The following is a 14,244-nucleotide window of genomic DNA, read 5'->3' on the forward strand; positions in this document are numbered from 1 at the left end:
AGCCAAGTGCCCGCCGCCTATGCAGTGGTATGAAGAGGAGATTCAGCGGCTGGAGCAGCTACCCAGCGCGAGGGCGGCGCAGCCGAAAGTAGTATTCTACGGCAGCTCCACGTTTACGCGCTGGCCCAATTTAGCGCAGGATTTTCCGCAGCTACCAGCCGTTAACCTAGGCTTCGGCGGCTCGACATTGGCGGCTTGCGCTTGGTTTTTTGAGCGCGTAGTACCCCGGCAGCAACCTGCGGCGCTGGTGGTGTACGCGGGCGATAACGACCTAGGCGACGGGCGCACACCCGAGGAGGTAGTGCTGTTTTTTGAGCAGCTGCTCGCGGTTAGCAAAGCGCACCTAGGGATTATCCCGCTGTGCTTTATCTCCATCAAGCCCAGCCCGGCCCGGCATTACCTGCGCGAGCACATTCAGTACGCCAACGCTTGCATTCAGCAGCGCATCGCGGCGCTGGGGCCACCCTACTATTTTCTTGACCTCTACCCGGCCATGCTCGATGGGCAGGGCAAGCCGCAGCCGACACTCTACGAGGCCGATGGGCTGCACCTGTCTCCGGCTGGCTACGCCCGCTGGCGGCAGGCCATCGGCTGGCAGCTTAGCCAAATGGGGTTGCTACCTGCGTGAGGTAGGCTACCTGCACCGCTTGCGTTTCGCCCCTAGCTTACTTACCAGCAAGATTTATGCGCCGCGAGTACCGACAATGGTGGAGCCCGGCCCTAGGTCGGCAGATGGAGCTGCTGGTCTTCGGCCACGCGGGGGCGCGGGTGCTGTTTTTTCCTACCCGCAAAGCCCGCTTCTTCGATTACGAAAGCTGGGGGGTGGTCGAGGCGCTGCGGCCCCGGCTTGAGCGGGGCGATTTGCAGCTTTACTGCGTGGATAGCGTGGATGCCGAAAGCTTGTATTGCCGGGCCAAGCACCCGGCCGAACGCATCCAGCGGCACTTACAGTACGAGCGGTACTTGCTGGACGAAGTAGTGCCCCTAACCCGCCACCTCAACCCCGACCCGTGCCTGATGGCGGCGGGGTGCAGCATGGGCGCCTTCCACGCGGTGAACGTGGCGTTTCGCTCCCCACAGCTCTTTGCCAAAGTGGTGGGCATGAGCGGGCGCTACGACCTGACGCAAGCCATGGGTTGCTTCGGGGATTTATTTCAGGGCTACGTCGACCAAAACGTGTATCTAAATTCTCCCAACCGCTTTCTGCCTAACCTCCACGACGACTTCTACTTGAGCCACCTTCGGCGACTCGATATCAAGCTGATAGTCGGGGCTGAAGACGCCTTTCTGGTAGATAACTGCGTGCTGGACCAGCAACTCTGGGCTAAAAATATTGACCACCAGCTACACGTATGGCCCGGGGAAGCCCACACGCCGCTCGCTTGGCAGCGTATGGTGCAGCTATACCTGTGAAGCCGTCGGTGGGCTTGGTGGGCTCCGTTTCAGTGGGCAGCACCTTGCCGAGCATAGTGAGGCCCAGTTCGGAGCCTAGGAAGCGCTTACCGGCCGCCACGGCCCGTATGCCCACCAGGATTTCATCGTGGCTCGCGTTGTTCAGCACGTAGCCCTGGGCGCCGGCCGCCATCACCTGCCCAATGGCGAGGGCATGGTCGTTCGGGGAGAGTATCAACACGCGCACCGCGGGAAACTCGGCACGTAGGCGCTGGGTGGTGGCCCGCCCGTCGAGTCTAGGCCGGTGCAAGTCGAGCAGCACCGCGTCGCAAGACGCAGCGAGCAGCTAGGACAGCAGCTGCGCGCCGTTTTCGGCTTCGCCCACCACCTACGCTTCGGCTTGCTGCTGGAAGAGGGCGCAAGCCGAAGCGCAACACGGCGTGGTCGTCGACGAGACACAAGCGTATCATAGCGAAGGAGAATCGAATAACGGGATGCGGATGCGGACGTACGCCCCACCGGCTGCCGCGGCCCCTGTGTTCACTTGGCCCCCGAGCAGGGCCACCCGGTCGCGGATGCTGCGCAGGCCCAAACCAGGGCGCTCGGCCGACTCCGGGGTAAAGCCCGCGCCATTGTCCTCGGCCCGCAGCAGCACCCAGCCGGGCATGGTTTCCAGCTCCAGGCTGGCTTCGGTAGCGCCGGTGGCGTGCTTCACAATGTTCTGGGCCAGCTCCTGGGCCATGCGGTAGAGGGCCATTTGTAGCGCCGCGCTGAGCGGGGCGGCGTCCTCGTCATACACCACCTGGCTGCGCAGCTGCAGCTGGGGCGTGCTCATCTTGCGGCCGATATCTAGTAAAGCCTGCACTAGGCCAAACTCTTTCAGGGCCAGCGGTACCAGCTCGTGCGAGAGCGCTCGGGTCTGGCGGATGGCTTCGCTCAGCAGTTGGTCGGCCTCATTGCGGGCGGCAGCCAGGGCCGGCAGGGTGTGCAGCACCGGGGCGTGGAGCTGGTCGAGGCGCAGCTTGGTGGCGAAGAGCATCTGGCCAATGCCGTTGTGCAGGCTCTCGGCCATGCGCCGGCGCTCTTCCTCCTGGGCGGCCTGCACGGCCTCGAACAGGGCCTGCTGCTGGGTGAGGCGCAGGCGCAGGTTGTCGTCCTCCAGGCGCTGCAGCTGGCTGATGTCTAGGTCCACGCCCAGTACCCGCACGGGCTGGCCGGCCTCGTTGTGGAGCACCACGGACTTGATGCGCACGGTTTTCAACTGCTCGCCCACGCGCAGGCGCAGGGTTTCCTCAAAGTTGCCGTCGCCCGTTTGCACGTGGCGCACTAGGTCCTCGGCCCGGACCCGGTCTTCGTCCACGACGAACTGCAGGTAGATGTCGGGGCGGACCGGCTGCCCCACCGGCAACCCGAACAGCCGGTACATGCCCTCCGACCACCGGACTTCCTGGCTCAGCCGGTCGTAGTCCCAACTGCCCAGGCCGGCCACGGCTTCGGCTTGCTCCAGCAGGCGTAAAGTTTTCAGGCGCTCCTGCTCGGCCTGCTTGCGGGGGGTGACGTCTTCGCCCACCACCAGCACGCCGTCGTCCAGCTTGGTGGCGTTGCTGCGAAACCAGACCGTGAGTTTGTCGTCGTGGTACGGCAACTCCCGGTCCTCGCCGACCCCGGTTTCAATCACGCGGCGGAAGGAATCTAGAAAGCCGGCGTTTTCTGCTTCCGGAAACTCTTCTAGGTAGCGCCGGCCCACCAGCGGCCGCCCGCCCGCAATCTGCTGGGTGGGGGTGTTGACGAAGACGTATTCTAGGTCCACGACGCGGCCGTGCTCGTCACGAACGGCTTTAAAGGCGCTGATGGAAGCCGATTGTGACTCGGCGATGCCGTGCAGCAGGTCGCGGCTTTCCCGCAGCTCTTGGGTGCGCGCAGCCACCTGCTGCTCTAGCTCGGCGCGGTGGCTTTCTTCGGCGTGGCGCAAGTCCTCCTCGGCCAGCTTGCGGGCGTGGATGTCCGTCGCGGCCCCGTACCAGGCCGTGACCGTGCCGTGCTCGTTGCGCAGGGGAAGGGCCTGCACCTGAAACCAGCGGTACTCGCCCTGCGCCGAGCGAATGCGGTGCTCTTGCCGCAGCGCCTGGCCGCTGCCCACGGCCGTGTGGTAGCGGTGGCTCGAGGCGGCCCGGTCAGCGGGGTGAATGGCGTTCGTCCAGCCGTAGCGGGCGGCTTCAGCGGGCGTCTGGCCCGTGTATTCATACCACCGCTGGTTGTACCAGGTGGTGTCGCTGTCGGGGGTGCTGCGCCAGAGCAAGTCGGGCACCAGGTTGGCCACGGCGCGAAACCGCGCTTCCGATTCGCGCAGCGCCTCCTCGGCCTGCTTGCTGGCCGTGATGTTGGTGGCCGCGCCCAGCCAGCCCGTCACTTCGCCCTGCGCGTCGAGCACGGGCACGGCCCGCGAATGCGCCCAGCCCACGGTGCCGTCGGCCTGCTGCACGCGGTGTTCCAGTTCCAGCGGGCCTTTGCGGGCGATGGCGTCGGCGATGGCGGCCTGCACCCGCGGCTGGTCCTCGTCCGGGATGTACTGAGTCGTCCAGGTGCGGGAGGGACTCAGCGTATCGGCCAGAAAGTCTTTGCCGAGGAGCTGCTCCAGCTGCGTGCAGTCGGCGCTCATGCGGTACACCGTGTCGGAGGTGGTCGTGACCAGCAGGCGGAATTCCTCCTCCGACTGGCGCCGAGCCTCTTCGGCCTGTGCCCGCTGCACCGCGGCCCAGGTGCGCTCGGTGGCTTCTTCGAGCAGGGCCACCTCGCCCGGCGTCCAGTGCCGCACGTCCGCCGACAAGGCGACAATGGACCACTGCGGCCCGTCGGCACCGCGGCGCAGCGAAGCGGCCACGAGGGCCCGCATACCTAGGGCCCCCAGGTTTTGCCGGTCCGTGTCGGAAAGGCCTTCGGTTTGGGCCAGGTCGTCGATGCGCAACGTCTGGTCGTGGGCGACCCGCAGGGCGTCGGGAAAATCGGACAAGCGAACCTCGGCGGGCAGGGGCGGTATCCGGTCGTTTCCCACTTGGTGGGGGAAAATGCCGCGGTCCCCCGCCAGGTCGTAAATGCCGACGTAGCAGCGGTCGAGCCGCAACTGCTCACAGAGCATACCGAGCGCCTGGTACACCACGCTGGTGGCACTCGTTTCCGCCCGTAAGGCATCGGAAAACCGGAGCAGGAATGCTTGCTGCTGCGCCTGCTGCTTGCGGGCGGTGATGTCGGTAAAGACGCAGGCCACGGTGCGGCTGCCGGCGCCGCCCATTCGGGAGCTGAACACGTCGAACCAGCGGCCCAGCGCGGCCACGTGCTGCTCGAAGCGGACGGGCTCGCCGGTGAGCGCCACCTCGCCGTAGCGCCGCAGCATGGCCTCCTCCGCCTCGGGCACTAGCTCCCGCACCCGCTGGCCCACCGCGGTACGCGGCATACCCATTGCTTTCTCGTAGGCAGAGTTCATGTCCAGAATGCGGTAGTCAGTGGCCTGGCCCGCCGCGTCAAACAGCACTTCTAGGGTCGCGAAGCCCTCGTCGATGGAGTCAAACAAGGAGCGGTACTTCGCTTCCGACTGCGTCAGGGACGCTTCGGCGTGGGCGCGCTCCACGGCGGCCCAGGTGCGCTCGGCTACTTCGGCGGCCAGGGTAAGCTCGGCGGCGGTCCAGTCGCGGGGCTGGCTCTGCACTAGGCACAGCACCCCGGCCGGCTGCCCGTTTTTGAGGATGGGCACGTCGAGGTACGAAATCAGCTGTAGCTGCACGCAGAGCTGGCGCAGGGTCTCGTCCACCGACGCGTCCTGGCGCACATCGCGTACGCTGAACGGCCGGCCGGCTTGAAAGACGGCTTGCAGCAGGGCAAAGTCGGCGTACGGGTAGGTGCCGGCCAGCGAGGGCAGTCCATCGGCGGCGGCGTCGCGCCGGATAATGCCCAGGCCGCCCTCGATTTCGACGTAATAGCAGCGGTCGGCGGCGAAGTGCTGCTGGGCCAGGCGCGTCACCGCTTCCTGGATGGCCACCGGGTCGCTCAGCGGGCCTAGCGCGTCGGCCAGCCGCAGGCGGAAGGCGTCGGTGGCGGCGGCCTGCTTGCGGGCCGTGACGTCGTGGAAGAGCACGCCGACCTCGCGGCTGCCCGGCCCCCCGACCCGGAAGGTGTGCACGTCGAACCAGCGGCCCACCGGCGGCACGTACTGCTCCAGGCGTTCCGATTCGCCGGTGCGCGCCACCCGGCCGTAGGTGTCGAACCAGAAGTGCTCCAGGTCGGGCATCACTTCCAGGGCGCTTCGGCCGACTACGTCCATCGGAATGCCCGACTGCTGAGAAAATACCGGGTTCGCCTGCCGGTAGATGCAATCCACCACGGTCTGCCCGGTGGCGTCGAACTGCAACTCCAGCACGCAGAAGCCCTGGTCCGTGCTATTGAAGAGGGCGTGGTAGTAGTCGGGGGCAGACGGGTTGTGTGCGGGGCCAGGCGGCGAGCGGTGGCCGGGCCGCTCGGTGGGGCTGTTAGCGGACGGGTTCATGCGAAAGCGGGCGGCGCGAAAAAGCACAACGGGGGCGTTGTGTTCCACAAGCTTACGCACATTTTATTCCCTCAGCGGCGCCTTGGCACGGTAACCTGAACCGTAGGAAGAAGCCCGTGGGCGAATGAAAAAACAGGTGTGAACGTGCCGCCGTTGCATGGGATAAGCGCGTCGGAAGCTACGCGTTTGGGGCCACCGACCACCGCGAAGAGGCCCACGGTAAGGGTGTTCGCATCGGGCATGTCGCAACAGACGAAGTCCACGCCCGAGTCGCGCAGCGTTAGGATGAAACTCGCGTTGCGGGAAAGGCGGTCGAGCTTGGCAATGAGCAGCACTCCACCCGCCGCGCGCCGCGGCTGTAGCAGCGAGTAGTTGAGGTCGCTGATTCTTTTTACCACTCTCCACCTCGACATATTCGCCCTGCGGCTGGTCCCCTTTGAGGAAGCTGACTACCGCCGTTTGTTGGGTTTCGAGCCCGAGGCCGCAGTTACCTTGCCTTTGGGTGGAGGCGCGGTAGTAGGTAAAACAGGCGGGCCTGAGAGAACGACCTTTCGAAAAGAAGTGGTTTTGGCTAAAGGCATCCCCTATAGTCATTTAGTAAACGGCCTATTTTGGAGGGTGGATATAGATGAATAGTAGGCTCTAAAAGTAGGGTTTCCACTAACGGGGTCTAACAACTTTTCGGAATCTAATGACGGAATGGGAAGTTTCTTTGCCAAAACAGCCCCTTCCTCTGTTAGCCGGCCCCCTTTGGCTTCGACAGTTGAGCACCTCCTCTGACTTTAACCTCCAGCCCGTATGCCTGGCTTTCACTACCTCTTCGCCTTCTCCTTGTTGGGCGCGCTGCTTCCCCTAGGTACCCCTCCATTATCCCTGACTGCTACGCAGCTGGCGGTCCCCAGTAAGCCAGCCGCTCGCCCAGCCAAATTTGTCAGCACCCATGGGCAGCTCCGCGTTAAGGGTACGCAACTGGTCGACCAAAACGGCCAGAAGCTGATGCTGCGGGGCCTGAGCTACGGCTGGCACAGCTTGTGGCCCCGCTTCTACAATGCGCAAAGCGTAGCGTGGCTCAAAGACGACTTTCACTGCACGGTGGTGCGCGCAGCCATGGGTATTGAGGTCGGCGAACGCTGCTACCAGAAAGACCCGACTTTCTCGAAGCAGAAACTGTACGCCGTCGTGGAGGGCGCCATCAAGGCGGACATCTACGTCATCATCGATTGGCACAGCCACAACATCAATCTGGCCGAAGCCAAAGTCTTTTTTGCCGAAGTGTCCAAGAAATACGGCCACCAGCCCCACGTCATTTACGAGCTCTTCAACGAGCCCGACCAGGAAAGTTGGAGTGAGGTAAAGAGTTACGCCGAGGAAATCATCCGAACGATTCGGCAAAACGACCCCGACAACATCATTCTGGTGGGCTCCCCGCACTGGGACCAGGACGTGCACCTGCCCGCCGCCGACCCCATCCGGGGCCAGCAGAACCTAATGTACACCATGCACTTCTACGCGGCCACCCACCAGAAGGCCTTGCGCGACCGCACCGACGAAGCGCTGAAAAGCGGGCTGCCCATCTTCGTTTCTGAGTCGGCCGGCATGGCCGCAACCGGCGATGGTCCGCTCGACTACGCGGCCTGGCAAGACTACATCGACTGGCTGGAAGCGCGGGGCCTGAGCTGGATTACCTGGTCGGTATCGGACAAGGACGAAACTTGCTCCATTCTCCAAAAAACAGCCAGTTCCACCGGTCCCTGGAAGGACGAAGATTTAAAAGAATCAGGCCGGAAAGTACGGGCGTATTTGCGCAAGTATAATGTTGAGCAATAGCCTGCGGGGAATAGCACCCGCTGGCGGAGTCAGAGCTGCCCAGACGGTACACTTGCCGGCGTACGCGGTAGCGAGCGAATCAGGTGGAAACAGGTTGAGGCAGTACCCGGCTTATAAAGGGTGAATCACAAGGCTAGCCTGCCAAAGCTTTCAGCACCCAGTTCCTAAATCAGTAAGAGGAGGGCTTCTTGCATGAACTCATTGGGGTAGGAGAGGGGCCGCAACAAAGCGCACTTTTCGGGGCCAATGGAATTCTCAACCTATTTCCTTTCTGAAAGCACTACTCCTTTGGTTAGGTTGCCTCAGCTGCCTGCGTAGCGGGCGCCGCGCTGTGCCAGGCGCAGAGCTGGTCTAGGATAGGGAGCAAGGCCTGCCCATGCGCCGTGAGCGAGTACTCCACCCGGGGCGGTATCTCGGCAAAGGCCTCGCGGCAAATGAGGCCGTCCTCCTCCAATTCTTTGAGTTGCTCGGCAAGCACCTTGCGCGAGATGAGGGGCATGAACTGCGCGAGCTGGCCAAAGCGCCGCCGCTCGGTGAGCATCACGATAATAATAGGTTTCCACTTGCTATTCAGCACGCTCATGGTGCGGGTCATCGAGCAGGTAGAGGTGCGAAAAGCGGCGTCACGCATGAGAGCAGAGTCGGTAAGAAAGGAATAGGTACGAGTAGGTAACCAGTTTGCGGAGAAAAATGATTACTTATAGTAACAAAAAGTAACAGTAGATAGTTGCTTTAAGTAACCAGCATGGATGGCGCGTCAGTTCGCCTCTACCGTCTCTTTGCGCACGCACGCTATCCACTGGACAATCACTCCTCCATTTACCTCCTACTATGGGAAAGCTCACCGGAAAAGTAGCCGTCATTACGGGCGGCACTTCGGGCATGGCCTTGGCCACCGCCCAATTATTTGTGGAAGAAGGCGCTTACGTCTTCATCACGGGCCGCCAGCAGGCGCGGCTGGACGAAGCCGTGCGCACCATCGGCCGCAACGTCACCGGCGTGCAGGGTGACGCGGCCAACCTCGACGACCTAGACCGCCTGTTCGAGACGGTCAAGCGGGAAAAGGGCCGCCTCGATGTGCTGTTTGCCAGCGCCGGCGTGGCGGGAGAGGCGCGCAAGCTCGGTGAGATAACCCCCGAGCAGTTCGACGCCATTTTCGATGTCAACACGCGGGGCACGCTTTTCACGGTCCAGAAGGCTTTGCCCCTGTTTAACGAAGGCGGCTCCATCATCCTGAACAGTTCGATTGCCTCGGTCAAAGGCTGGCCGACCTATAGTGTGTATTCGGCGAGCAAGGCGGCATTGCGCTCCTTCGCCCGCACCTGGCTCAACGAACTAAAGGACCGGAACATCCGGGTGAACGTGCTGAGCCCGGGGCAGATTGCAACCCCGATTCAAGACCAGGTGTTTGACGCCGAAACGAAGCGGCAATTTGAAGCGCTGATTCCGCGGGGCAAGATGGGCCGCCCGCAAGAGATTGCGACGGTGGCGCTGTTCTTAGCTTCCGACGACTCGAGCTACGTGAATGGGGTAGAGCTGGCCGTCGATGGTGGGACTTCCGCTATTTAAGGTCGCTTCGCGCTGGAAATAACTGGGGTCAGTTATTACTTGCCGCCAGGAATTAAACAAAAGGAGGAATAACTATTAAGCTGATGCTAGTAGCTATTCCTCCTTTTGTTCAACTACATGATACGTGTTGTGACCGCAATTTTGGAATACGTGTAGATTTTTACTCTCCTACAGGGGCGCGACTAGCGTGGTGCTTTTTGAGGTAGCAAAGAGCAGGAACAGAAAGAACGGGTAGGCGCTTTCGTTGAACGACATTTCCCAATTTACGAGGGTAGCTCCCTGCCTTTTAGCGAATGGGCGCGGCCAGCTTATTTGCCTATCATCACTCGGCCCGCAGGCTCAGCACGGGGTTGCGGCGGGCGGCGCGCCAAGCCTGCACGCTTACCGTGAGCCAGGCAATGAGCAGGGCCCCCATCCCGGCCGCCGCGAAGTACCACCACTGCCACGCCACGCGGTAAGCGAAGCCTTCCAGCCACCGCTGCAGGAGCAGGTAGCTCAGCGGCAGCGCCAATACGATGGCCACAACGACTAGCCAGGTCAGGCTGCTGGTTAACAGCCACACAATGCCTAGCTCGCTCGCACCCAAGGCCTTGCGGATGCCAATTTCTTTGCGCCGCCGCTCGGCGGTGAAGGCGGCTAGCCCCAGCAGACCTAGGGCGGAGATGAGAATGGCTAGTCCGGCGAAGTAGCGGGCGAGCACCGCCACCCGCCGCTCGGCCACGTACTGGGCCTGGTAGTCAGCATCCAGAAACGTGTAGTCGAGCGTAAAGCCGGGGTTGTAGGCGGCATACAGTTGCTGAAGCCGCGCAAGCGTGGCCTGCTCCGCGTTGGGCTGGAGCTTCACTAGCACCGTGTTAATCTGGGGGTCGAGTTGGAGGCGAAGGGGTTTGATTTTTTCGTGCAGGGACTCGTAGTGGAAGTCGCGGACCACGCCCACAATGCGGGCCCCGTCGAGTCGTTGGCCCACGGGGTCCGGCATCCCCAGGCCGGCCACCAGGGCCTGGTTGACGAGGATGGCGGCACTGTCGGCGCGGAACTGCCGCGAAAAACTGCGGCCGGCTACCAGGTGCATACCCATCGTTTCCACCAGGTCATAGTTGACCAGCATCGTCCCGACGGGCAGGCGCTTCCCCTGCCAGCTTATCTCCTCGATGTGGCGCCCCCCCAGGAAGCCGCCCAAGACGCTGGACGCCTGCACGACGCCGGGCAATTTCTTCACCTCGCTCAGAAAAGTCGCCTGTTCACGCGCCGCCTTGCCGCCCGTATCAAAGCGGAGCACGTGGGCTTTGTTGTAGCCCAGCGGCTGGCGCTGCACAAACGCCAGCTGCGCGTTGACGACCACCACGGCCACGATGAAGAGCACCGAGAGCGTAAATTGCAGCACGACCAGGCCCTGCCGCGTCCACACGTCGCCGGCCCGGGTCGGCAGCGTGCCTTTTAGCACGGCCGCCGGCTGAAAACCCGACAGGTAGAACGCGGGGTAACTGCCCGCCAGCAGCCCTGTACCCAGGGCCAGGGCCAGGCTGGCCCCCACCAGCGGCCACTCCCAACGCAAGGCCAGCGGCTTGCCTGTCAACTCGCTGAACTGCGGCAGCACGAGCTGTACCAGCCCCACGGCCACGACCAGGGCCAGCAAGGCCATCACCACGGACTCCGTCAGGTACTGCCCCACCAGCGCGGCGCGGCTCGCCCCCAGGGCCTTGCGAATGCCCACTTCCTTGACCCGCCGCGAGGCCTTGGCGGTGAACAGGTTCATGAAATTGATGCTGGCAATCACCAGAATGAGCCCGGCAATCAGGGCGAAGAGCCGCACATAGGCAATGCGCCCCCCGGTGGCGACGCCGTTTTCGTAGGTGCCGTGCAGGTACGCCGCCGCGAACGGCCGCACAAACAGCGTGCGCCCCTGGGCCTGGGCCTGGGCGCTTTTGGTTTTCAACAAACCCGCCAGCTTGGCTTGAAACTGCGCGGGGTCGGCATCCTCCTTCAGAGCTAGGTAGGTACTGAAGGGGCCGTCGTCGTCCCACTTGATGGTCTCGCTCATCTGCATCTGGTCCTTGAACGAGGCAAACGGCAGCACACAGTCAAATTGCTCCGACGAGTTGCGGGGCACCCCGGCAAACACCCCGGCCACCAGGCAGGTCTGTTTTCGGTCGGCCATTTGCCATTCCACGGCTTTGCCTAGGCTGTTCTGCGGCGACCGAAAGAGCTTAGTTGCCAGGGCCTCGGAGAGTACAATGGCGTCTTTATTCCGCAGTACCGTGGCGGGGGTACCTACCAGGAGGGGGTAGGAAAACAGCTGGAAGAAGGCCGGGTCCGCGTATTTGGCGACGGCGGTGAGGTGCTGGCCGCCCGCCACCAGCGTGAACGCGGGGAAGAACGGGACCGGCGTGGTGGTGGCCACGAATTCAATCTCCGGCATTTCCTGCCGCAGGGCCTCGGCCAGCAGCGGTATGGTACCGGTTTGGGTCTCGATGCCGCCGGCCGTGGGCCGGTTTTCCAGCACCTGGTAGAGCCGGCCGTCCAGGGCGTGGTAGCGGTCGAAGCTGCGCTCGTCGCTTATCCACAGGTAGATAAGTAGCGCGCAGGCCAGGCCGGTCGAGAGGCCAATCAGGTTGATGAAGAACGTGCTTTTGAACCGCTTAAAGTTGCGGTAGAGGAGCAGCAGGGGGTAGGGAAGCATGGCCGAAGGAGGAGGAATCGGTTAGAATTGGCTGCGGCTGTTTTCCAGCACCACCTGCCCGTCGAGCAGGCGGATGACGCGCCGGGCGTACCGCGCGTCGTGCTCGGAGTGCGTGACCATGAGCACGGTGGTGCCTGCCTCGTTCAGCTCGGTCAGCAGGCCCAGCACGTCGTGGCCGCTGGCCGAGTCGAGGTTGCCGGTGGGCTCGTCGGCCAGCAGCAGCGGCGGGGCGTTCACCACGGCGCGGGCCACGGCCACGCGCTGCTGCTGCCCGCCCGAGAGTTGCAGCGGAAAGTGGTTGCGCCGGTGCAGGAGCTGCATTTTCTCCAACACCTGCTCCACCCGCTGTCGCCGCTCGGCGGCCCCCACGCCGAGGTAGCGCAGGGGCAGCTCCACGTTCTCAAACACCGTTAGCTCGTCAATCAGGTTGAAACTCTGAAACACGAAGCCCAGGCTGCGCTTGCGCAGCTCGGCCCGTTGGCGCTCGGAGTAGCGGCTGGTTTCGGTGCCCAGCAGTTGCAGGCTACCGCCGTCGGGCTCGTCGAGCAGGCCCAGCAGGTTGAGCAGCGTCGATTTGCCGCAGCCCGAGGGCCCCATGATGGCCACAAACTCCCCCTGCTCCACCGTCAGCGAGACGTGGTTGAGCGCCTTGGTTTGCACCTCCTCGGTGCGGTACACCTTTTCCAGGTTTTCGGTCTTAATCATGGATTTATCCTTTAGGGGTCAATTTTAGTTACCTAGGGGCGGTCATTATCTAGCACCAGCTCCTGCTGGTCGGCGTAGCCTTCGTAGCTAGAGGTTACGACTCGGTCGCCGGGTTGCAGGCCGGCCAGCACCTCGTAGTAGTCGGGGTTCTGCCGGCCCAGCCGGATGGCCACCCGCTGGGCCCGGGTGCCGTCGGCCCCCAGCTTGAACGCCCAGTTGCCCACGGTTTGCTGGTAAAAGCCGCCTTTGGGCAGCAGCACCGCCGGAGCCTTCGTGCTCAGCGCCAGCCGGATGGGCAAGGTCTGGCCCCGCCGCAGGCCCGGGGGCGGGGTGCCGGTAAAGGCCAGGTCGATTTGCAGGCCTTTGGCCACCTGAGCGAATATTTTGGTCACGCGCAAGGAATACGCCTGGCCATCCACCACCACTTCGCCCACCTGACCAGCCGCTATGCGGGCAATGTAAAACTCGTCCACCGCGGCGTGCAGTTTCACGCCCGCCAGCGCATCAATCTGCCCCAGGCGCTGGCCCCGGGTTTTAGCCTCGCCCACTTCCGCCGCCAGCGAGCTGAGCCGCCCGCCCACCGGGGCCCGCAGCAGCAGGTCGTCCATCTTGCGCCGCATCAGGGCCAGGTTGCTGGTCATGCGCTGCACCGATTCCTGCATGGCGCCCAGCTGCTGCTGCATGGCCATCGAATCCTGGCGCAGGGTCTGCTGCGTCAGCTGCCGCCGGCGCCGCTGGTAGCGGTAGGCGTTCTGGCTTTGCAAGTAGTCCTGCCGCGCAATCACCTTCTGGCTGTACAGCACCTGGTTGGTGTCGAACACCCGCCGGGCCTCGGCCAGCTGGAAGTCGATGTCGGCCAGCTGATTCTGGCGCAGAATGCGGTTTTGCAGCAGTTGGGTGCGGGTATTGCGCAGGTTGTTCATCAAGTCGTACACGGCCGTTTCGCGGTTCACCATTTCCAGCTGCAAGTCGGGGTTGGTCAGCCGCAGCAGGGGCTGGCCCACCGTCAGGGTCGTGCCTTCTTCCACTAATACCTGCTGCACCGTACCGGCCTCCGCCGCGTCCAAGTACACGGTGTGCAGGGGCTGCACTACCCCGTCGATGGCCGTAAATTCCTGAAAATTACCCCGCACGACGGGGCTGATGGTCAGCCGGCTGGCCGCCACGTGCAGCCGCTGGCCAGGCCTAGGCCAGTAGAGGCCGGCCGCGCCCGTGCCTGCTAGCACCAGGGCCCCCAACCACCACCAGCGAGTAACAAACGACCACTTTCTCTTCGGTATCAGGACATCCATTCGATTCGGCGTAGGCAATAGCAAAAAGCTACTGACCGGAGGTGCCAAGAACGGTGCCTTTGTTGCAAAGTATTGCTAATCAATAGCCTGATTTGAAAGCCTGGTAGTTAGTGGTTGCCGAACGTCCGGTTTTGATACAGTTGACCGTTCGGTTCTGATACAGTTTGCATCTATTGCCAGGCCGAGAACAGCCTGGCTAACTGAGACCCAGTCTTTTCCAAGGCCTGCACGGTTTATGTGGC

Annotated in this window: 11 protein-coding genes; 4 read left to right on the plus strand and 7 right to left on the minus strand. The window is 63.1% G+C overall.

The window, feature by feature from the left end; genetic code table 11:
- Positions 1–19 precede the first annotated feature (19 nt).
- Both ACFSDX_RS20285 and ACFSDX_RS20290 read left to right on the plus strand, forming a co-directional pair.
- Complete coding sequence (locus ACFSDX_RS20285) at positions 20–628, plus strand: GDSL-type esterase/lipase family protein (protein ID WP_382316894.1); 609 nt, start codon at positions 20–22, stop codon at positions 626–628.
- Between the two features lie 56 nt (positions 629–684).
- Complete coding sequence (locus ACFSDX_RS20290; RefSeq protein WP_382316896.1) at positions 685–1,413, plus strand: esterase family protein; 729 nt, start codon at positions 685–687, stop codon at positions 1,411–1,413.
- Here the strand turns inward: ACFSDX_RS20290 and ACFSDX_RS20295 are convergent.
- From ACFSDX_RS20295 to ACFSDX_RS20305, 3 genes are all read right to left on the minus strand, one after another.
- On the minus strand, positions 1,325–1,714 hold the full coding sequence (locus ACFSDX_RS20295; RefSeq protein ID WP_382316898.1) for a response regulator: 390 nt from the start codon (positions 1,712–1,714) through the stop codon (positions 1,325–1,327). The two genes, ACFSDX_RS20290 and ACFSDX_RS20295, sit on opposite strands and share 89 nt — an antisense overlap.
- A 144-nt stretch (positions 1,715–1,858) precedes the next feature.
- Entirely contained in the window at positions 1,859–5,929 is a 4,071-nt protein-coding gene (locus ACFSDX_RS20300) for a PAS domain S-box protein (protein ID WP_382316900.1), read from the minus strand.
- A gap of 71 nt (positions 5,930–6,000) precedes the next feature.
- Entirely contained in the window at positions 6,001–6,327 is a 327-nt protein-coding gene (locus ACFSDX_RS20305) for a recombinase family protein (RefSeq protein ID WP_382318232.1), read from the minus strand.
- A gap of 400 nt (positions 6,328–6,727) precedes the next feature.
- On the opposite strand from ACFSDX_RS20305, the gene ACFSDX_RS20315 reads away from it, so the two are divergent.
- Complete coding sequence (locus ACFSDX_RS20315; protein WP_382316902.1) at positions 6,728–7,756, plus strand: glycoside hydrolase family 5 protein; 1,029 nt, start codon at positions 6,728–6,730, stop codon at positions 7,754–7,756.
- A gap of 292 nt (positions 7,757–8,048) precedes the next feature.
- Here the strand turns inward: ACFSDX_RS20315 and ACFSDX_RS20320 are convergent, their stop codons facing one another.
- A complete protein-coding gene (locus tag ACFSDX_RS20320) occupies positions 8,049–8,387 on the minus strand; it encodes a winged helix-turn-helix transcriptional regulator (protein ID WP_382316904.1) in 339 nt (112 codons plus the stop codon).
- Positions 8,388–8,587: 200 nt separating this feature from the next.
- Here ACFSDX_RS20320 and ACFSDX_RS20325 point away from each other — a divergent pair, with 200 nt between their 5' ends.
- On the plus strand, positions 8,588–9,325 hold the full coding sequence (locus tag ACFSDX_RS20325) for an SDR family NAD(P)-dependent oxidoreductase (RefSeq protein ID WP_382316906.1): 738 nt from the start codon (positions 8,588–8,590) through the stop codon (positions 9,323–9,325).
- Between the two features lie 322 nt (positions 9,326–9,647).
- Here ACFSDX_RS20325 and ACFSDX_RS20330 read toward each other — a convergent pair whose 3' ends face one another.
- The 3 genes from ACFSDX_RS20330 to ACFSDX_RS20340 are packed head-to-tail and all read right to left on the minus strand — an operon-like array spanning position 9,648 to position 14,002.
- The gene (locus ACFSDX_RS20330; RefSeq protein ID WP_382316908.1) at positions 9,648–12,005 is read right to left on the minus strand and encodes an FtsX-like permease family protein; all 2,358 of its coding nucleotides are present in this window, start codon (positions 12,003–12,005) and stop codon (positions 9,648–9,650) included.
- A gap of 21 nt (positions 12,006–12,026) precedes the next feature.
- Positions 12,027–12,710, minus strand: coding sequence for an ABC transporter ATP-binding protein (locus ACFSDX_RS20335; RefSeq protein WP_022821726.1), 684 nt, complete (start codon positions 12,708–12,710; stop codon positions 12,027–12,029).
- Between the two features lie 32 nt (positions 12,711–12,742).
- Positions 12,743–14,002 carry an efflux RND transporter periplasmic adaptor subunit gene (locus ACFSDX_RS20340; RefSeq protein WP_382316911.1) on the minus strand — a complete coding sequence of 420 codons (1,260 nt, stop codon included), beginning with the start codon at positions 14,000–14,002 and terminating at the stop codon, positions 12,743–12,745.
- Positions 14,003–14,244: the final 242 nt, after the last annotated feature.

The organism is Hymenobacter bucti (assembly GCF_042681145.1).
Lineage (GTDB): Bacteria > Bacteroidota > Bacteroidia > Cytophagales > Hymenobacteraceae > Hymenobacter > Hymenobacter bucti.

Excerpts from the sequence above, each read along its gene's own strand:
- ACFSDX_RS20285 (WP_382316894.1), top strand. The coding sequence starts at position 20 with ATGCAGTGGTATGAAGAGGAGATTCAGCGGCTGGAGCAGCTACCCAGC.
- ACFSDX_RS20290 (WP_382316896.1), top strand. The coding sequence starts at position 685 with ATGCGCCGCGAGTACCGACAATGGTGGAGCCCGGCCCTAGGTCGGCAG.
- ACFSDX_RS20300 (WP_382316900.1), bottom strand. The coding sequence starts at position 5,929 with ATGAACCCGTCCGCTAACAGCCCCACCGAGCGGCCCGGCCACCGCTCG.
- ACFSDX_RS20315 (WP_382316902.1), top strand. The coding sequence starts at position 6,728 with ATGCCTGGCTTTCACTACCTCTTCGCCTTCTCCTTGTTGGGCGCGCTG.
- ACFSDX_RS20320 (WP_382316904.1), bottom strand. The coding sequence starts at position 8,387 with ATGCGTGACGCCGCTTTTCGCACCTCTACCTGCTCGATGACCCGCACC.
- ACFSDX_RS20325 (WP_382316906.1), top strand. The coding sequence starts at position 8,588 with ATGGGAAAGCTCACCGGAAAAGTAGCCGTCATTACGGGCGGCACTTCG.
- ACFSDX_RS20330 (WP_382316908.1), bottom strand. The coding sequence starts at position 12,005 with ATGCTTCCCTACCCCCTGCTGCTCCTCTACCGCAACTTTAAGCGGTTC.
- ACFSDX_RS20335 (WP_022821726.1), bottom strand. The coding sequence starts at position 12,710 with ATGATTAAGACCGAAAACCTGGAAAAGGTGTACCGCACCGAGGAGGTG.
- ACFSDX_RS20340 (WP_382316911.1), bottom strand. The coding sequence starts at position 14,002 with ATGGATGTCCTGATACCGAAGAGAAAGTGGTCGTTTGTTACTCGCTGG.